This is a genomic window from Sedimenticola selenatireducens (assembly GCF_963675335.2).
GTDB classification, from domain to species: Bacteria; Pseudomonadota; Gammaproteobacteria; order Chromatiales; family Chromatiaceae; genus Sedimenticola; species Sedimenticola selenatireducens.
Map to the genome: position 1 here is coordinate 860,443 of NZ_CAXXYC010000003.1, position 19,139 is coordinate 879,581.

General features: G+C 56.9%; 16 protein-coding genes. 15 read left to right on the forward strand and 1 reads right to left on the reverse strand.

The genetic code is table 11. The features are described 5' to 3' along the window. From ACHZBF_RS07690 to rhlE, 10 genes are all read left to right on the forward strand, one after another. Positions 1-4,917, forward strand: a complete 4,917-nt coding sequence (locus ACHZBF_RS07690) for a 2-oxoacid:acceptor oxidoreductase family protein (protein WP_321528113.1) — start codon at positions 1-3, stop codon at positions 4,915-4,917. A 26-nt stretch (positions 4,918-4,943) separates the two neighbouring features. Continuing rightward, on the forward strand, positions 4,944-5,444 hold the full coding sequence (gene tpx / locus ACHZBF_RS07695; RefSeq protein ID WP_029132383.1) for a thiol peroxidase: 501 nt from the start codon (positions 4,944-4,946) through the stop codon (positions 5,442-5,444). Between the two features lie 75 nt (positions 5,445-5,519). Then, entirely contained in the window at positions 5,520-6,875 is a 1,356-nt protein-coding gene (gene rsxC / locus ACHZBF_RS07700; protein ID WP_321528114.1) for an electron transport complex subunit RsxC, read from the forward strand. Positions 6,876-7,124: 249 nt separating this feature from the next. Further along, the gene (locus ACHZBF_RS07705) at positions 7,125-8,183 is read left to right on the forward strand and encodes an RnfABCDGE type electron transport complex subunit D (protein WP_029132385.1); all 1,059 of its coding nucleotides are present in this window, start codon (positions 7,125-7,127) and stop codon (positions 8,181-8,183) included. Beyond that, positions 8,180-8,869 (forward strand): FMN-binding protein, encoded by a 690-nt coding sequence (locus tag ACHZBF_RS07710; RefSeq protein ID WP_029132386.1) that lies wholly within the window; start codon positions 8,180-8,182, stop codon positions 8,867-8,869. Before ACHZBF_RS07705 ends, ACHZBF_RS07710 begins: the two co-directional genes overlap by 4 nt. A 10-nt stretch (positions 8,870-8,879) precedes the next feature. Then, a complete protein-coding gene (rsxE, locus tag ACHZBF_RS07715) occupies positions 8,880-9,542 on the forward strand; it encodes an electron transport complex subunit RsxE (protein ID WP_288105963.1) in 663 nt (220 codons plus the stop codon). Next, positions 9,532-10,122: an electron transport complex protein RnfA gene (locus ACHZBF_RS07720; protein ID WP_029132388.1), complete on the forward strand. Its 591-nt coding sequence runs from the start codon at positions 9,532-9,534 to the stop codon at positions 10,120-10,122. Before rsxE ends, ACHZBF_RS07720 begins: the two co-directional genes overlap by 11 nt. Beyond that, positions 10,115-10,291 carry a hypothetical protein gene (locus tag ACHZBF_RS07725; RefSeq protein WP_169720360.1) on the forward strand — a complete coding sequence of 59 codons (177 nt, stop codon included), beginning with the start codon at positions 10,115-10,117 and terminating at the stop codon, positions 10,289-10,291. Before ACHZBF_RS07720 ends, ACHZBF_RS07725 begins: the two co-directional genes overlap by 8 nt. 94 nt (positions 10,292-10,385) lie before the next feature. Then, the gene (locus tag ACHZBF_RS07730; protein ID WP_273437731.1) at positions 10,386-11,240 is read left to right on the forward strand and encodes a ferredoxin reductase domain-containing protein; all 855 of its coding nucleotides are present in this window, start codon (positions 10,386-10,388) and stop codon (positions 11,238-11,240) included. A gap of 350 nt (positions 11,241-11,590) precedes the next feature. Continuing rightward, positions 11,591-13,039 (forward strand): ATP-dependent RNA helicase RhlE, encoded by a 1,449-nt coding sequence (rhlE, locus tag ACHZBF_RS07735; protein WP_321528115.1) that lies wholly within the window; start codon positions 11,591-11,593, stop codon positions 13,037-13,039. A 42-nt stretch (positions 13,040-13,081) separates the two neighbouring features. Here rhlE and ACHZBF_RS07740 read toward each other — a convergent pair whose 3' ends face one another. Further along, positions 13,082-13,837, reverse strand: a complete 756-nt coding sequence (locus tag ACHZBF_RS07740) for a class I SAM-dependent methyltransferase (protein WP_273437728.1) — start codon at positions 13,835-13,837, stop codon at positions 13,082-13,084. A gap of 133 nt (positions 13,838-13,970) precedes the next feature. On the opposite strand from ACHZBF_RS07740, the gene ACHZBF_RS07745 reads away from it, so the two are divergent. The 5 genes from ACHZBF_RS07745 to ACHZBF_RS07765 all read left to right on the forward strand — a co-directional run bounded on the left by ACHZBF_RS07745 (position 13,971) and on the right by ACHZBF_RS07765 (position 19,128). Next, on the forward strand, positions 13,971-14,999 hold the full coding sequence (locus ACHZBF_RS07745) for a type I glyceraldehyde-3-phosphate dehydrogenase (RefSeq protein WP_321528116.1): 1,029 nt from the start codon (positions 13,971-13,973) through the stop codon (positions 14,997-14,999). 15 nt (positions 15,000-15,014) lie between these two features. Then, positions 15,015-15,830 (forward strand): posphoenolpyruvate synthetase regulatory kinase/phosphorylase PpsR, encoded by an 816-nt coding sequence (gene ppsR / locus ACHZBF_RS07750; RefSeq protein WP_288105952.1) that lies wholly within the window; start codon positions 15,015-15,017, stop codon positions 15,828-15,830. 350 nt (positions 15,831-16,180) lie between these two features. Continuing rightward, the gene (locus ACHZBF_RS07755) at positions 16,181-17,281 is read left to right on the forward strand and encodes a Re/Si-specific NAD(P)(+) transhydrogenase subunit alpha (protein ID WP_321528117.1); all 1,101 of its coding nucleotides are present in this window, start codon (positions 16,181-16,183) and stop codon (positions 17,279-17,281) included. 143 nt (positions 17,282-17,424) lie between these two features. Continuing rightward, complete coding sequence (locus tag ACHZBF_RS07760; RefSeq protein ID WP_273437720.1) at positions 17,425-17,709, forward strand: proton-translocating transhydrogenase family protein; 285 nt, start codon at positions 17,425-17,427, stop codon at positions 17,707-17,709. A gap of 15 nt (positions 17,710-17,724) precedes the next feature. Further along, complete coding sequence (locus tag ACHZBF_RS07765) at positions 17,725-19,128, forward strand: NAD(P)(+) transhydrogenase (Re/Si-specific) subunit beta (protein WP_321528118.1); 1,404 nt, start codon at positions 17,725-17,727, stop codon at positions 19,126-19,128. The last annotated feature ends 11 nt before the right edge of the window (positions 19,129-19,139 follow it).

Genomic DNA, 19,139 nt, shown 5'->3' on the forward strand with positions numbered 1-19,139 from the left:
ATGTTCGGTAAAAAAGAGCAAAAGCAGTTTAAGTATCCCGGCATCCGCATGGCAATGGATGGCAATACCGCTGTCATTATGTGCGAGCGGGAGGCATCCGATGCTGCCGGTGCTTATCCGATTACCCCCTCCACACAGATGGGTGAGTACTGGGCGGAAGAGGTGGCCCAGGGTCATATCAACGTCTCTGGCAAACCGCTGGTGTTCGTCGAACCGGAATCCGAACATGCCGCCGCCGCGGTGACCGCCGGTATGGCAATGACTGGACTGCGCGCGACCAATTTCTCCTCGGCACAGGGCGTGGCATTCATGCACGAGTCGCTCTATGCGGCAGTCGGCAAACGCCTTCCCTATGTGCTGAATATCGGTACCCGTGCCATTACCAAGGCGTCACTCAATGTGCACTGTGGTCATGATGACTACCACTGTATTGATGACACCGGCTTTTTCCAGGTATTTGGCGCAGACGCCCAGGAGGCGGCGGACCTGAACCTGATTGGCCGCAAGATCGCCGAGCTGAGTCTGACCCCGGCTGCGGTGGCACAGGATGGCTTCCTGACTACGCATCTGATCGAGCCTGTGATGGTGCCGGAGCGCGAACTGATCGAAGAATTCTGTGGTCGGCCCGACGACATTATCAGCTGCCCGACACCGGCGCAGAAGATGATCTACGGTGAAAAACGCCGTCGTGTCCCGGAGATCTGGGACGTGGACAACCCCATGCTCTCCGGTTCGGTGCAGAACCAGGACGCCTACATGCAGGCGGTCGCTGCGCAGCGCCCCTATTTCTTCAATCACATCTCCAGCATCACCGATCAGGTGATGGATGAATATTACGAATTGACCGGACGACGCTACAACCGGGTTGGCCAGTACCGCATGGACGACGCCGAGTATGTGATTGCCGGTCAGGGCTCCATGATCGTGCAGGCGCAAGTGGTGGCAGATTATCTGCGCGAGACCCGCAAATTGAAGGTGGGCGTGCTCAATGTCACCATGTACCGGCCGTTCCCGGGCGATCTGATCGGCAAGGTGCTGAAGGGGCGCAAGGGCGTGGTGGTGCTGGAGCGTACCGATCAACCGTTGGCGGAAGACCTGCCGCTGATCCGCGAAATCCGTGCTGCCCTGACCAAGTGCATCGAGAACGGCATCACTGCGGGTGATCCCCCGTATGCCACATACGCCTCCTATAAGTCGGGCCAAGCACCTGCGCTCTATTCCGGCTCCTACGGTCTGGGCTCGCGTGATCTGCAGCCGGAAGGACTGATTGGCGCGATCGAGAACATGCTGCCGGACGGCAAGAAGCGCCGCTTCTTCTATCTGGGTGTGGATTTTGTTCGGGAAGCGACTGATCCCAAGGCGGAGATCCGTCAACAGGAGTTGCTGGATGCCTATCCCCATATTGGCGAGATGGCTATCCGTGGCAGCGAGAATCCCGACCTGCTGCCCAAGGGTGCGATCACGGTGCGCATGCACTCGGTAGGCGGCTGGGGTGCCATCACCACCGGCAAGAACCTGGCGATGACCCTGTATGATCTGCTCGGTTACGATATCCGTGCCAATCCCAAGTACGGTTCTGAAAAGAAAGGTCAGCCGACCACCTATTACCTGTCGGCCGCTCCCGAGCCGATTCGACTGAACTGCGAATATCACTATGTGGATGTGGTGCTTTCGCCCGATCCGAACGTGTTTCTGCACTCTAATCCGTTGTACGGATTGAAAGAGGGCGGCTTCTTCATCATTCAGAGCCATCTGGAAACCGAGGACGAGGTGTGGGCACAGATTCCGACGATGTATCAGAAATACATTGTTGATCACAATATCCATGTCTACTTCGTTGACGGATTCAAGATCGCCAAGGAGGAGGCGTCCGATGCGGAGCTGCAGTTCCGCATGCAGGGTAACGCCTTCCAGGGAGCCTTCTTTGCCGCCTCGCCACTGCTGGAACGGGCACACCTGACCGAGCAGGGTCTGTTTGACGCCATTGAGACACAGCTGCGTGACAAGTTTGGCGGCAAGGGCGAGCGCGTGGTCACCGACAACCTGCGGGTGGTGCGGCGCGGTTTCGACGAGATCCGCGAGATCACCAACAAGCAGGTCGGCCTGACCCAGCAGGATATCCGTAAGGCGGCGAAGATCCCTGTGATGCTGCAGGAGCTGCCCCAGGGTGACGGCCGGCTTTCCGACGTACATCGTTTCTGGGAGCAGACCGGTTCTTTCTACATGAGTGGCAAGGGTTCGGAAAACCTGGTTGATCCGTTCATGGCCACCAGCCTGATCCCGGCGGCTACCGGCATCTTCCGTGACATGACCCAGATCCGCTTCGACTATCCGAAGTTCATCACGGAGAACTGTACGGCCTGTGGTGATTGCTACACCGCCTGTCCCGACAGTGCCATTCCGGGGCTGGTCAATACCATCAGCGATATCTTCAATACCGCCATCGAACGGATTGAGAAGAGGGGTACACCGACTCTCTATCTGCGACGTGAAACCCGCAACGTGGAGAAGAAACTGCGCGCTCTGATCGACGCCCAGGGTGAGGCCTCCGTGGTCTCCAGGCTGTTGGATCAGGCGGTACTGGAAGTGCTGGCCGAATCAGAGCTGGATGAGACCAAAAAGGCCGGTCTGGAGCGTGAATTCGGACTGTTCCTGGAATCCATCGGCGGTTTCGAGTTCTCGGTCACTAAACCCTACTACAGCAATCGGGAGAAGAAGAACAAAGGCTCCGGTGGGCTGTTCTCCATTACCGTCAATCCCTACACCTGCAAGGGCTGTATGGAGTGTGTCGATGTCTGTGACGACGGCGCACTGGTGGTCGAATTGCAGACCGAGGCCGCAGTCGAGAAATTGCAGCAGGACTGGAAATTCTGGATGGATCTGCCCACTACCAATGCAGATTTCATCCGTATCGATGATCTGAACGAAAAGATTGGTGCGCTGGAGACCCTGCTGCTGGACAAGACCAACTACCAGTCCATGGTATCCGGTGACGGTGCCTGTCTGGGTTGCGGCGAGAAGACCGCCATCCACCTGTTTACCGGTACTGCCACCGCCCTGATGCAGCCACGGGTGAAGGCGCATATCGCCGAACTGGATGACCTGATCAACCGGCTGGAGACTCATATCCGCCTGAAGTTGGCCGCCGGCATGGATCTCTCCAATACCGCCGCCATCAACGAGGCGGTCGAAGAAAACAAGGACAGTGACCTGACCCTGACCAATCTCTCCGCTACTCTGGCGGAGGGGCAGGTGGTGGAACCGGTCGATCCGAAGTGGCTCAAATGGGCCACCCAGCTGCTGGAAAAGCTGCGCCACCTGAAATGGCTCTATACTGATGGCAATACCAATCAGGGACGCGCCACTATGGGTATTATCAACGCCACCGGTTGTACCTCGGTGTGGGGATCGACATTCCCGTTCAATCCCTATCCGTTCCCCTGGACCAGTCACCTGTTCCAGGACAGCCCCTCGGTGGCCATGGGTATCTTCGAAGGTCACATGGCCAAGATGGCCCAGGGCTTCAAGGTGATCCGCCAGGCCAAGCTGGAGCTGGAAGGTAAATATGATGCGGATGTGCATGACGACTTCTTCACCTACTTTGACTGGAAGTCGTTCAGCGACGAGGAGTGGCTGCTCTGTCCGCCGGTAGTCTCAATCGGTGGTGATGGCGCCATGTACGATATCGGCTTCCAGAACCTCTCCCGCGCCCTGGCTTCCGGGACGCCGATCAAGGTGCTGATCCTGGATACCCAAGTTTACTCCAACACCGGTGGTCAGTCCTGTACTTCAGGCTTTATCGGCCAGGTGGCGGACATGGCACCTTACGGCAAGGCGTGGAAAGGCAAGACCGAGATCCGCAAGGAGATGGGCGTGATCGGCATGGCCCATCGCACCAGCTTCGTGCTGCAGAGCTCTCAGGCCAATGTCACCCACCTGCTGGAAGGCTTCATTGATGGCCTTAACAGCCGCCGTCCGGCCATGTTCAATATCTACACCACCTGTCAGCCGGAGCATGGAGTGGCGGACGACGCCTCCGAGCACCAGGCCAAGCTGGCCCTGGAGTCGCGCGCCTACCCGCTGTTCCGCTACGACCCGGATGCCGGTGTTACCTTCAGCGAGTGCTCCAGCGTGGAGGGTAACCCGGCCATGCATGCCGACTGGCCAACCTACCAGCTCAACTACCAGGATGAGAATGGCAAGGAGTCCAGGATGGAGCTGCCGGTCACCTTTGCCGACTTCGCCTTCAGCGAGGGCCGCTTCCGCAAGCACTTCCGCTCGGTGCCGCAGGATGCCTGGAACGACGACATGGTGCCATTGCACGAGTTCCTCGACATGGATGATGATGATCGGGAAGGCCAGTATCCCTATATCTGGGCGGTGGACAAAAAGAGCCGCCTGATGCGGGTACTGGTTTCCCAGGAGATCGTCCTCTCTTGTGAGGAACGGCGTAATTTCTGGTATCAGCTGCGTTCCCTGGCCGGTGTCGGTGAAGTGGTGGATGAGGTTGAGATCGCCAATCGCGCCAAGGCCGAAATGGCCCAGAAACTTACCTCCAGCCTGTTGGCCCTGGCCAACAACGGAGATATTTCAGCATTGGCGGACCTGCCGGCGTCGTCCAGTGGTGGTAATGGCGCTTCGGCTCCCAGCACTGCTGCGCCTGCTGACTATGAACCGGTCTGGATCGAGACCCCGGAGTGTACCGCCTGTGATGAGTGCACCGATATTGCACCCAACGTGTTCAAGTACAATGATCAGAAACTGGCCGTTGTCATTGATCCCAAAGGGGCGCCGTTCAAGGATATCGTCAAGGCGGCGGAGAAGTGTACCGCAGGCTGTCTGCATCCTGGCACACCCTGGAATCCAAATGAGAAAGACCTCGATAAACTGGTCAAGCGTGCAGCAAAGTACCAGTAACCCAACCAGCAAAGGAGAGAATTAACATGGCAACAGTAACCTTACACGGAAACCCTGTCTCCACCAGTGGCGAGCTCCCGGCGGTCGGTAGCAAGGCGCCTGAATTTTCCCTGGCCAACAAGGAGCTGGCCGATGTGGGACTGGCTGATTTTGCAGGCAAGAAGCGGCTGCTCAATATTGTACCGAGCCTGGATACACCAACCTGCGCCATTTCCACCAAGAGGTTCAACGAGTCGTTCGCCGCGCGTGATGATGCGGTGGCCATGGTGATTTCTGCCGACTTGCCGTTTGCTCAGGGGCGCTTCTGCGAGACCGAGGGACTCAAGAACGTGGTCACGCTGTCGCTGATGCATGATCAGCAGTTCGCCAAGGATTATGGGGTGCTGATCACCGACGGTCCGCTGCGCGGGGTGACCTGTCGGGCCGTGGTGGTGGTCGATGAAAACGGTACCGTTACCTATACCCAACTGGTGCCTGAGATCGGCGATGAACCTGACTACGAGGCGGCGCTTGCAGCGTTGAAATAAGTGCCGGGAAACGGTGTGGCCGCCTGGCGGTCACACCGAGCGATCGGTCAGGTTGTTGAGATAAGCGGAGAGAGAATGGGTCTACTCAATCTATTCAAGCGCGCCCGGACCTTCAGGCATGGTGTGCATCCCATGGACCACAAGGAGCAGACGGCGCATCTGGCGATCAAGCGTTTGCCGTTTGCCCCGAAAGTATATGTACCGCTTGCCCAGCATATCGGTGCCCCTGCCGTTGCGTTGGTAAAACCGGGGCAGGAGGTGGTCCGTGGTGAGCCGATAGCCGAGGCAGGTGGATTTGTTTCAGTCCCGATGCACGCCCCGGTAACCGGTATAGTGCGCTCCATTGACCATCTGGTGCCCACGGCCGCCGGCCCCAAGACCCCGGCGATTGTTATAGAGACTTATGAGGCCGCGACCCAGGAGGTGCTGTACGGACTGGATCAGGACCTGGATACGCTGACCCGGGATGAGTTGATCAAGGCGGTGCAGGCCAGTGGCATGGTGGGACTGGGCGGTGCGGCCTTTCCCAGTCATGTGAAGCTGCTACCGCCAGAAGGGAAGATAATCGAGACCCTGATTATCAACGGCTGCGAGTGCGAGCCCTATCTCACCTGTGATCATCGGGTGATGCTGGAGCAGACCGACAGGCTGATTGCCGGTATCCGCACCATCATGCGCGCCACCGGTGCCAGGCAGGCCATTATCGGTGTCGAAGATAACAAGCTGGATGCGGTGAAAGCGATCCGGGATAAACTGCCCGCAGGTGAGGCGATCAGCTGTGAGGCAGTGGAAACCAAATATCCACAGGGCGCGGAAAAGATGCTCATCAAAAGCCTGCTGAACAGGGAAGTGCCCTCCGGTGGATTGCCGGTAGATATTGGCGTGGCGGTATACAACGTGGGTACCATGGCGCAACTGGGTGAGTTGATACCGCGCAGTCGTGGCCTGATCGAGCGGGTAGTGACCGTGTCGGGTCCAGGGGTTGGTAAACCGGGTAACTATTTGGTGCCGATCGGCACGCCGCTGCGTTTTCTGATGGAGCAGGTGGGTTCGAGCTCAGAGGCCAACGAGGTGATCGTCGGGGGACCGATGATGGGTATGACCGTCGCCTCACTGGATGTGCCGGTCACCAAAGGCTTGTCCGGCGTGGTGGTGTTTGAGGTAGAGGCGGAAGACCAGCAGGAGCGGCCCGTATATCCCTGTATCAAATGCGGCGCCTGTCTGGATGCCTGTCCGATTAATCTCAATCCGTCCATGCTGGGTCAACTGGCCAGTGTCCGGCAATACGATGTGATGGCAGCCGATTTTCATCTCAACGACTGTTTTGAATGTGGTTGTTGCAGTTATGTCTGCCCATCGAATATTCCGCTGACCCAATATTTCCGTATCGCCAAGGCGGTGAACCGGGAGGCCAGGGCTGCCGCCGCCTGATTTGTCCAGGGATGGTCGCAGGCCGTGAAGCGGAAGGGTATGTAGGAGCTGCTTTAGCTGCGACCTGTGCGTGGTCGGGGACCCCCTTCGCGGCTGAAGCCGCTCCTACGGGGATATCCATTGTAGCAACGGTTTGCACGAGTTAGGTGTGAGCGAGATGTTTAATCGAGGGTGTGGAGTTGATGCTGTGGCGGGTTGCCACCACCCCTGAGTAGTGAACGGGACCGGAAGCCCCCTGCAGAGTAGAGCATGAGTAGAAAACAGAAAAAAGTTGTCGAGATCCGTACTTCCCCCCATCTGAAGAAGGCAATCTCCGTCGAGCAGATCATGCGCAATGTGGTGTATGCCCTGTTGCCGGTGTGTGGCTGGTCGGTCTATCAGTTCGGTATCAGTGCACTGGTGCTTATCCTGGTGACCACCCTGACCTGTATCCTGACCGAATCCCTGTTTTGCCGGCTCTCCGGGCGGCCCAACAGCGTCGGGGATTTCAGCGTAGTCATCACAGGCCTGCTGCTGGCCCTGACCCTGCCACCCGGCTTCCCGCTCTGGATGGCGGCGGTGGCCGGTTTTATCGCGATTGGTCTGGGCAAGTCGCTGTTCGGTGGCCTGGGCTACAACGTCATGAATCCCGCACTGGTGGGGCGCGCCTTTGTTCAGGCAGCCTTTCCGGTTGCCATCACCACCTGGACACCGGGTTTTGCGGCGGGGCGTTTTTACGAATTTATCCCCTCCACCCTGGCGCTCCCTTTCATGTCCCCGGTGGATACCGGACTCTGGGTGAAATCGCATGCCGTGGATGGTTTTACCGGGGCGACCCCGCTGGCCCTGCAGAAGTTTGAACATATCACAGCCGGTACCCTGGATCTGTTGACCGGCAGCGTGGCGGGTTCCGCCGGCGAGACCTCGGCATTGCTGATCTTTGTCTGCGGGCTCTATCTGGCTTTCCGCAAGATGATGGACTGGCGTATTCCTGCCGCGATATTTCTCGCCACCGCCCTGATATCCGGTCCGCTTCATCTGATGAATCCGGCAATCTATCCGACGCCACTGTTTGTGATCCTGTCGGGCGGTTTGATGCTGGGTGCCATGTTCATGGCCACCGACATGGTGGTCTCGCCCATGACCCCGCGGGGTGTATGGCTCTATGGGGCTGTCATCGGTGTCCTGACGGTCCTGATCCGGCAGTTCGGCGGCCTCACCGAGGGGGTGATGTACGCCATTCTGGTGGCCAATGCCCTCTCTCCGCTGATCGCCTCAGTGACCCAGCCGAGAATCTATGGCGCTACCAGTAAAGAGGCCGAGTCATGAGCAGTGCGGAACAGAGTCAGATTCAGCCCCAGACCCCCAGCTTCGCCATGCTGCGTACCCTGGGTGGTATTGCCATGCTCTCCGGTCTTCTGGTGGTGCTGGTGTTTCAGTATACCCAGCCGATTATTGAGGAAAACAAGCGCATAGCCATTGAGCAGGCAGTATCGAGGGTGATACCTGGCGTGGTGAGTAAAAAGGATTTTATTCTCGGTCCGGATGGTCTGTTCGACGCGGGAGGGAAGGACTTGAAGGGTGAAAAGGTCTATGCCGCCTACGACGCCAAGGGCGAGCTGAAGGGTGTTGCCCTGGAAGCGGCGGCTACCGGCTATCAGGATGTGATCCGAATTCTTTACGGTTACAACCAGGACTGCCAGTGTGTCACCGGTATCAAGGTGCTGAAAATGGCGGAGACGCCAGGGCTGGGGGACAAGATTGCGTTCGATCCGGATTTTTTGAAAAACTTCGAAGCGCTGGATGCCCGGCTGAACGAAGCAAAGAACGCGCTGGAGAACACCATTGTCACGGTCAAGCACGGGACCAAGCGGGAGCAGTGGGAGATCGATTCAATTTCCGGTGCCACCATCTCCTCCAAGGCGATCGGACGCATGATCAACGACAGCGGGCAGCGCATGTTCCCGTTGATCATAAAGCATCTGGATGAGTTAAGAGCCGGACAGGCCAATTGAGGTAGAAAGCATGTCAGTACTGCCCAATAAACAGGAGAAGGTGACCCTGGATACCTTCATGAGGGGGCTCTGGGAAGAGAACCCGGTATTCGTCATGTTGCTCGGGCTCTGTCCGGTGCTGGCGGTGACCAACTCCACCATGAATGCAATTGCCATGGGACTGGCCACGCTGTTCGTGCTGGTGGCGTCCAGCACGCTGGTGTCGCTGTTGCGCAAGATGATTCCCAAGCAGGTGCGCATCGCCACCTATATCATTATCATCGCTACCTTTGTGACCATCGTCGACTACGTGATCCAGGCGATCAGCCTGGACCTGTACAACGCCCTGGGTGCCTTTATCCAACTGATTGTCGCCAACTGTGTGATTCTCGGACGGGCCGAGGCCTATGCATCGAAACAGAAGGTCGGGGCATCTGTTATTAACGCCATCGGCATGGGCACCGGATTCACCATCGCGCTGCTCTGTCTCGGGACGGTGCGTGAATTGCTTGGTGCCGGCACCATTCTTGGTGTGCAGATCTTCAGCAGCAATTTTGAACCCTGGGTGGTGATGATTCTGCCGCCAGGCGGTTTCTTTGTACTGGGGGCCTGGTTACTGTTGTTCGATTATCTGAAACAGCGCAAGGAGCAGAAACTGCTGAACGCTGAGGGGGCCGTAGCCAATGGATCCTAATTCACTCACATTCATCTTTCTCAATGCGGCGCTGATCAACAATTTTGTGCTGGCGCTGTTTTTGGGACTTTGCCCCTTCCTCGGCGTATCGGCCAAGAAAGAGACCGCCTGGAACATGGGCCTTGCGACCATGTTCGTGATGCTGGTCAGTTCCATCTCCGCCTATGGCATCAACTGGATTCTGGTGAAGTTCGAGATCGAATTCCTGCGTTTGATCTGCTATATCGCCGTGATTGCGTCGGCCGTGCAACTGGTGGAGATGACGGTTAAAAAGTTCAGCCCCGCGCTGTTCCGGGCACTGGGCATTTTTCTGCCCCTGATCACCACCAACTGCGCCATTCTCGGTCTGGCCCTGTTCCAGACTTTCCGCGAGTATGATTTCTTTCAGTCTCTGGCGTTCAGTACCGGGGCTGGAGTGGGATTCACTATTGCCCTGATGCTAATGGCGGGTTTGCGTGAGAAACTGGAGCTGGCGAAACTGCCCACCGTCAGTCAGGGGGCGGCCATGGGCCTGATGCTGGCCGGCCTGCTGTCGCTGGCATTTATGGGTTTTGCCGGATTGGGAGGTTCCCATGCTTAAGGTACTATTGGCCAGTGCGGTCATCATGGGTGTGCTGGTCGGCTGGATCATGGTGCAACAGATGGCGCGAGAGTTCGCCCGTCGGCATCCGGAGTTCGGACCTTATCAGGAGAAGCGGGGATGCGGCGGTAACTGCTCCTGCAGTGGTGGTTCGAGTTGCAAAAGATAGTCACGAGCCTGTCGGATTTGACAGGTCGTAGCGAGGAAAAGCCGTGTTAAACCCGACAGGCTCCAAGCAAAAATTTTAAAGTGCGGAGAAAAGCATGAGTGAAACTGAATTGGGTCCTGCGGTAGTGGCCGAGGTCATCGAGAGTCGGCGTATCACGCCCGAGTCGACGGATGAGGTACGGCATATCGTGCTGCGGGTTAATGAGCCCTCGTTCCGCTATCGTGAAGGCCAATCCATTGGTGTGGTGGTGCCCGGACCGCACGCGTTTGGTAACAAGTACCATATGCGGCGCTACTCCATCGCCAATGACCGCAGCAGATCAAACGAAGAGAGTGTAGAGTTTTCCATTCTGGTACGGCGCTGTTTCTATATCGACCCGGTGAATGGCGAACGCTATCCCGGCGTTGCTTCCAACTTTCTCTGCGATGCGCAGGTTGGTCAGAGCCTCTCTGTGACCGGGCCTTATAAAAGTCCGTTCAATGTGCCCTCCGACAACCGTGCCAATCTGGTGATGATCGGCGTCGGCACCGGCATTGCCCCGTTCCGGGCTTTCATGCAGCACATTTACCGGCAGCAGGGGGGCTGGAAAGGCCAGGTGCGACTGTTCTACGGCGCCCGGACCGGCATGGATATGCTCTACATGAATGACCACAACAGCGATCTGAAAGAGTTCTTTGATGAGGAAACCTTTATCGCCTATAACGCACTGGCCAATCGCCCTCTGATGAGTGATGCAGAGGCGCTTGAACAGTCACTCGATCTGCATGTTGAGGAAGCGTGGTCGTTGATCCAGAAGCCCGATACCTATGTCTGTGTCGCAGGGCTTGCCAAGGTTCAAAAGGCAATGGACCATGTCTTCAGTGAAGCAGCGGGCTCCAGCGAAAACTGGGAGGCGCTTAAGGAGCAGATGGCCCAGCAGGGTCGCTGGTCGCAGTTGCTGTACAGCTAACATTGTCCGCTGAGGGGAGGACTGACAGGTAGTCGGATTCGCGTAGCGTAATTCGACAAGCCGGAACCGCCGCCCGTGACAAGATCATGTCGGGTTACCCGTTCGGCTGACCCGACCTGTCCACCGGGGTAAATCCTGAATTCAAACCTTCCCGTGGGCTGCCCCTGTGCGGATATCCCACGGATTTGCTTGTGTTTCTGGCGGAAAGGGCTAGAATGGCGGCCTTCACGCACTCCGGTCTGCGTAACTCCATCGCGGTAACACCTTCAGGAACACCTCGATTTAGCATCTTTCATCGTTTTGCCTAGGCTGGCCCCATGAAGGGTAGGCATTCAGGAGCATTTATTCGTATGTCGTTTGATTCACTCGGCCTTTCCGCCGAAATACTCCGTGCTGTCTCAGAACAGGGTTACACGGAGCCGACGCCTGTACAGCGTCAAGCCATCCCCGTCGTGCTTGAGGGAAAGGATATTCTCGCCGGCGCCCAGACGGGCACCGGCAAAACTGCCGGCTTCACTTTGCCACTGCTGCAATTGCTGAGTCAGCACTGTCAGGGCAAGGGGCGCCGCCCCATTCGCGCCCTGGTGTTGACGCCCACCCGCGAACTGGCCGCACAGGTCGCTGAGAGTATTGAGACCTACGGAGCACATCTGCCGCTGAAATCCACCGTGGTGTTTGGCGGCGTGAAGATCAATCCACAGATTGAGAAGCTGCGCCACGGGGTGGATATCCTGGTGGCGACGCCGGGGCGTCTGCTCGATCACGCCCAGCAGAAAACCCTGGACCTCTCTCATGTGGAAATCCTGGTGCTGGACGAGGCGGACCGGATGCTGGACATGGGTTTTATCCATGATATCCGCAAGGTGCTGGCGATGCTGCCCTCGAATCGGCAGAACCTGCTCTTCTCCGCCACCTACTCGCAAGAGATCAAGACCCTTGCGGATAAACTGCTGAATGCCCCCGTTCTGATTGAAGTAGCCCGGAGAAATACAGCAGCCGAAACGGTTGAACAGCGAGTCTATCCGGTCGATCGCGAGCGCAAGCGCGAGCTGCTCTCGTTCCTTATCGGTTCGCGCAACTGGCGTCAGGTGCTGGTGTTTACCCGCACCAAGCATGGTGCCAACCGTCTGGCACAGCAATTGGAGAAGGATGGACTGAGTGCCGCTGCGATTCATGGTAACAAGAGCCAGGGGGCACGTACCCGTGCCCTGGCCGGCTTCAAGCAGGGCGAGATCCGCGTCCTGGTGGCCACTGATATCGCCGCGCGCGGGCTGGATATTGATCAACTGCCCCATGTCGTCAACTATGAGTTGCCCAATGTGCCGGAGGATTATGTGCATCGTATCGGCCGTACCGGGCGTGCCGGTAACGAGGGCGAGGCGATTTCACTGGTTTGCGTGGATGAGCATCGATTATTACGTGATATCGAACGCGTGCTGAATCGCGAACTGGATCGTGAAGTTCTGGCCGGCTATGAGCCTGATCCCAGCATCAAGCCGGAACCGATCAAGAACGGCCGCAACGGCGGCGGTGATCGTGGCCGCGGCAGGCAGCAGCAGGCCCCGCGCAAGCGTGGCAATGGCCAGAAAGCGCAGACCCACCAGGAGAAACCGGTCAGGCGTGAACGCTCCGAACCGGTGAAGGGAAAGGCGGGAAACCATGCTGCCAAGGCTAATACCGATCGGCATCAACGCCCTGCGGAGGCCAGAAGCCAGGGCCAGTCGGCTCCGGCTGCAACCAACGGCAACCGGCGTTCATCACAAAACCGACGCCAACGCGCATCCCTGCTTGGCGGCTGAACCATCCATCCGGTTACGCCCTGAGTGAATGGCGGTTGGGTATCAGGGGTTGTAACCGACCCTGATACTCAGCGGCCAGGCCACGGGGCGCGGTTTGTCTGGGTCGCCCCAGATGCGGGTCAGCGCTTGCCCGATCTGCTCAACGGGATTATGTCCGGTCTCTTGGATCATTCGTTGCACGGCTGACCAGGTGCCCAGATAACCCAGCAGGTGGGGCAGGCTCCAGTCGGCGGTCATTGAGAAGACCGGCATTGTAGAGACTGGTGTGAAAGGGAAAGGGATATCCCCATAGCCCCGTTCCACCCGTTCCCGTTCCTCCGGCCAATAGCCCTGCAGCGTGTCGTGATACAGCCTGTCGATGACTGGGTCGATCCCTGGAGCTATTTTCAATAAGTTGTAACTCCAGACCGCAATTACTCCTCCGGGTTTGACCACCCGCCTTACCTCGTCGAAGAACGCCTTCAGATCAAACCAGTGCAGAGCCTGTGCGACCGTCACCAGATCAACGGAGGCATCATCTATGCCGCTCTGCTCCGCTGTAGCGACCCGATAGTCTATGTTGTCGTGCGATGTCGTTGCGGCGATCTGGCTGCTGCTGGCATCGGTAGCGATAACCCGGTCGTAATACCCGGCCAACTGGTATGCCGCCTGACCGCTGCCAGTGGCACAATCCCAAGCGATGTGGCGGGTTTTGGTCAGGGATGCCAGATATTCAAACAGGTCCGGTGGGTAGCCCGGCCGATATTGTGAGTAGGCGGTAGAATCTTTGGAGAAGTGGTCCTTGAAGCGATTATTCATACTGAGCACCGAGCCGTATGGTATCTGTATTCGGCTGGGAAATGGCCGCCGAATATGGGAAAATATGGCCTTCTTGAGCTATTGCCAGCGGTCCGCACTGATCGGCCAGTCCTAAAATCGAGCATCCGGTTAAATGAAACTAAAAGTTGCCATCAATGGTTATGGACGCATTGGCCGTTGTATTCTGCGAGCCCTGTATGAGTCGCCCTATTATCGTAGCCATATAGAGATCGTCGCCATCAATGAGCTGGCCGATCTCAATGTGGTGACCCACCTGACCAAATACGATACCACGCATGGCCGCTTTCCCGGCAGCGTGACGCGGGATGAGCGGCATCTGCTGATCGATGGAGACAAAGTTGCGCTGCTCTCCGAGCCTGATCCCGAGTCATTGCCCTGGCGTGCGCTTGAAGTGGACCTGGTGCTCGAATGCAGCGGCGTGTTCAAGTCTCGCCAGGACGCCGAACGACACATCCGCGCCGGCGCCGGAAAAGTGCTGTTTTCCCATCCGGCGGAGCCGGATGTGGATGCCACCATTGTCTATGGCGTCAATGATCATCTGCTGCAGTCGACCGATACCATTGTCTCCAATGCTTCCTGCACCACCAATGCCATTATTCCGGTACTGAACGCGCTACAGGAGAGTTTCGGTATCGAATGTGCCCTGATCACCACGATCCATTCGGCCATGCATGATCAGCCGGTGATTGACGCCTACGATACGGACCTGCGCAAGACCCGTTCCGCGTTGCAGTCGATTATCCCGGTTGAAACGGGATTGGCCCGAGGCGTGGTAAGGATATTGCCGGAACTTAACAATCGTGTGCATGCCCAGGCGATCCGCGTCCCCACCATCAATGTCTCGATGATGGATCTCTCGGTGGAACTCGAACGGCCGGCCACCCGCAACGAGCTCAACCAGGTGCTCAGGGCGCTGAGTGAAAAGCAGGGTGGCCGGTTGTTTGGCTATATCGAGGAACTGTTGGTCTCCTGCGATTTCAATCATGATTCCCGCTCGTCCATTGTTGACAGCAACCAGACCCAGGTCTGTAACCATCACTTCGCCAAGGTGGTCACCTGGTTCGATAACGAGTGGGGGTTCGCCAATCGCATGCTGGACACCGCCATTGCCATGGCACAGGATCCCCAGCGGAATGTTTAATCCTACGGAAAGCAGATGACCCGACAACGCACGGTATATTATGTCTCGGAGAGCACCGGTATCACGGCAGAAACGCTGGGACACAGCCTGATCTCCCAATTCGAGCAGACCATCGAATTCAAGGCGATCTATATGCCGTTTATCAACACGGTCGAGAAGGCCCGGAAACTGGCCAAACAGTTCGACATGGTGGCGAAGCGGGACGGAGCCCGTCCGATTGTCTTTGCCACCATGGTGGAGTATGAAACGCGAGTCATTCTGAAGCGCTCAAACTGCCTTTATATCGAATTGTTCGACACCTTTATCGCGCCCTTGAGCCGGGAGCTTGGGGTCAATCCCTCCGGCAAGACCGGCCTGAGTCACGGTATGCTGAATGGCGACAGCTATGAGGACCGGATGGATATCATCAACTTCGCCATGGTGAATGATGATGGAGCCCGCCTGGACAAGTATGATCAGGCGGACGTGATCCTGATCGGCGTATCGCGTTCCGGCAAGACCCCCACCTGTCTCTACCTGGCCATGCATTTCGGTATCAAGGCTGCTAACTATCCTCTGACACCGGATGATTTTGAACAGAATAAAATCCCCGACAGTCTGCTTAAACACAAGGATAAGCTGGTTGCCCTGACCATTGATCCGCCACGTTTGAACCGTATCCGTGAAGAGCGGCGGCCGGGTAGTGAGTACGCCTCACTGAAGCGTTGCACTTCGGAAGTCAGGCAGGCGTTGCAGATGTTCCGGAAACACAATATCTGGGTACTTGATACCACCACCCATTCGATCGAAGAGGTCTCATCACGCATCGCCAAGGCGATACGCTCTCGTTGAGGCACGCGATTTTGTGTGCCCGGGTATTTGCATGGCTGGCAGCTGCTCGCCGGGTGTTCGGTCATAGCGCTATGCCAGGATACCCAGGTCTGCAGGTCCGATCGCTTTAATCCTTACTTTTTGTCATTGACGAAAATCTCTGAAAGTCAAGAAAAAAACCACTACACTCACTCTAGATAGCTTTTTCGACTGCTGTGTAGTCGGTCATGTCAAGGGTACTGTGCGGATAAATTTTTTTTTGGCATTCCATAAGATTTCCCGCTTGTATGGCGTGATTTTAATAAACATAATGGCCTGTTTTTATTAATAAATTAACCTTTTTTGTGGGTTTTTTCTGAAAGCTGAATAATATGAAAATTGGGGTTCCGAGAGAGACACGGCCAGGGGAGACGCGGGTTGCTTCCACGCCTGATGTGGTAAAAAAACTGGTTTCCAAAGGCTTTTCAGTGCTGCTCGAGAAGGGCGCCGGGGAAGCCGCGCATTTTACCGATGCGGAATTTGAACAGGCCGGTGCGACATTGGTGGACCGGGCTGCTGCGCTGGCGGCTGACATCGTGCTGAAAGTGCGCAAACCGGATCTTGATGAAGTCGCCATGATGACCGATGGTGCGGTGCTGGTCGGTTTTATCGAGACCTGTGAAGAGGACGACATCCTGCGTGCCATGTTTGATAAAAACATTCGACCGCTTGCCCTGGAGCGGGTGCCTCGCATCTCCCGTGCCCAGTCGATGGATGCACTTTCGTCCCAGAGTAATATCGCCGGTTATCGCGCGGTGATTGAGGCGGCCAGCCTTTTTGGACGTTTTTTACCCTTGATGATGACCTCCGCCGGATCAGCCAAGCCGGCACGGCTGGTGGTGCTGGGTGTCGGTGTTGCGGGTCTGCAGGCCATCGCCACCGCACGCCGTCTCGGAGCCGATGTATACGCCTACGATATCAGGCCCGAGACGCGGGAGCAGATACTTTCGCTGGGTGCCAAACCGATTGACCTGGAGATTGGCGAGAGCGGTTCCGGTGAAGGCGGCTATGCCAAGGAACTTTCGGATGAAGCCAAGGCGAAACAGCAGCAACTGCTGGCTGATGAGCTGAGCAAGGCACACATCCTGATAACCACTGCGCTGATCCCGTGTCGACCCGCGCCTGTTCTGGTCACTGAAGAAGTGGTCAACCGGATGCGCGAGGGGTCGGTGATTGTCGATCTCGCAGCGGAGACCGGTGGCAACTGTCCGTTGACGGAAAAGGATCAAGTGGTCAACAAGGAAGGCGTGATACTGGTGGGGCATACCAACTATCCCGCCATGATGCCATCGGACGCCAGTGCGTTCTATGCCAAGAATATCGCCAATTTGCTCGATATCATGGTCGCGGTGGAAGAGGGTAAGCCAGTGTTGAATGATTTTGAACTGGATGAGATTACCCAGGCGGCATTGGTCAGGCCCGAGTCGAAGTAGTCGACGGACAGCGATACCGGGAATAGGTGAATAACGCTTTCAGTCGCATGGGTTGCAGGTTATCAATGCACTTGCAATCAGCATAAGACAGATCTCATGGATAACAGGGCTGCACGGTTTGAATTTAACAGGAGGGCAGTTAGATGCCTGATACATTGGTAGCACTCTACGTTTTTGTGCTCGCTTGCTTTATTGGTTATTACGTAATCTGGGGTGTTACCCCTTCACTGCATACGCCGCTGGTATCCCTCACTAACGCCATTTCGGGGATCATTATTGTGGGTGCGCTTCTGGTCGCCGGGCTTGAAGAGGCGAGCGCCGCTGCGAGGGTTATGGGATTCTTTGCCGTTTTGCTGGCCTCGATCAATGTGTTCGGTGGCTTCCTGGTGACCAATCGCATGCTCGCCATGTTTAAAAAGAAGAAATAAGGGAGCCCGTTTGCAATGCAGATTTCAGCCAACTACCAGGCACTTGCCTATCTGGTCTCCGCCATTCTGTTTATTTTTGCCCTGAAGGGCTTAACCCACCCGGCTACCGCCCGGCGCGGTAATTACTACGGTATGGCCGGTATGGCACTAGCCATCGTGGCTACACTGCTGGGTGCCGAAGTACAGTCATACGGCTTCATTATCGCTGGTGTTGCCGCGGGTGCCGTAATCGGTGCCGTACTGGCGTCTAAGGTAAAAATGACCGCTATGCCCCAGTTGGTGGCGGCACTGCACAGTTTTGTCGGTATGGCCGCAGTGCTGGTGGCCATCGGCACCTATATCAACCGCGCCGCAGCCGGGACCCTGAATCCGGTGCTGATGACCGAACTGGCGGTCGGTATTGTGATCGGCGCCATCACTTTCAGTGGTTCGGTCATCGCCTTCGGTAAACTGCAGGGCATCATCAGCGGCAAGCCGGTAATTTTCAAGGGCCAGCATCTGCTGAATGCCCTGCTGGGTGTGGTGATTGTCGCCTTCGGCGTGCACTTCGGCATGACGGAGAGTGTGGTGTCGCTGGCGCTGATGACTCTGCTCGCCTTTGTACTGGGTTTTACCCTGATTATCCCCATCGGCGGTGCCGATATGCCGGTGATCATCTCCATGCTCAATAGCTACTCCGGCTGGGCGGCGGCGGCAACCGGGTTCACTCTGCAAAACAATCTGTTGATTATCGTCGGCGCCTTGGTCGGTTTTTCCGGTGCCATTCTCTCCTACATCATGTGCCGGGCAATGAACCGTTCCATTATCAATGTGGTATTCGGTGGTTTCGGCAGTGATTCATCCGGCGGTGCTTCCAGTGCGGCCGCTTTGGCGGTGGAGAAGGGTGTCCGTTCTGCTTCTGTGGAAGACGCTATCTACTGGATGGAAGATGCCAACAAGGTGATCATCATCCCGGGCTATGGCATGGCGGTAGCACAGGCCCAGCATGCCCTTAAGGAGTTTATGGACTTGCTGCTGGCCCGCGGTGTTGAAGTGAAGTTTGCCATTCATCCGGTGGCGGGGCGCATGCCGGGGCACATGAATGTACTGCTGGCGGAAGCCGATATCCCCTACGATCATGTGCTGGAGATGGATGAGATCAATCCGGAGTTCCCAACTGCCGATGTGGCGCTTGTGGTAGGTGCCAATGACGTGACCAACCCGGCGGCCAAGACTGATCCATCGAGCCCGATTCACGGCATGCCTATTCTGGATGTCTCCAAGGCGAAGCAGATCTATGTGATCAAGCGTTCCATGAATCCCGGCTATGCCGGTGTGGATAATCTGCTCTATTACCAGGATAACTGCTCACTCATCTTTGGCGATGCCAAGGCGGTGTGTGAGGGGTTGGCTGGTGCGCTGAAGGGTGGTGGGCACTAAACGCTTGAGCG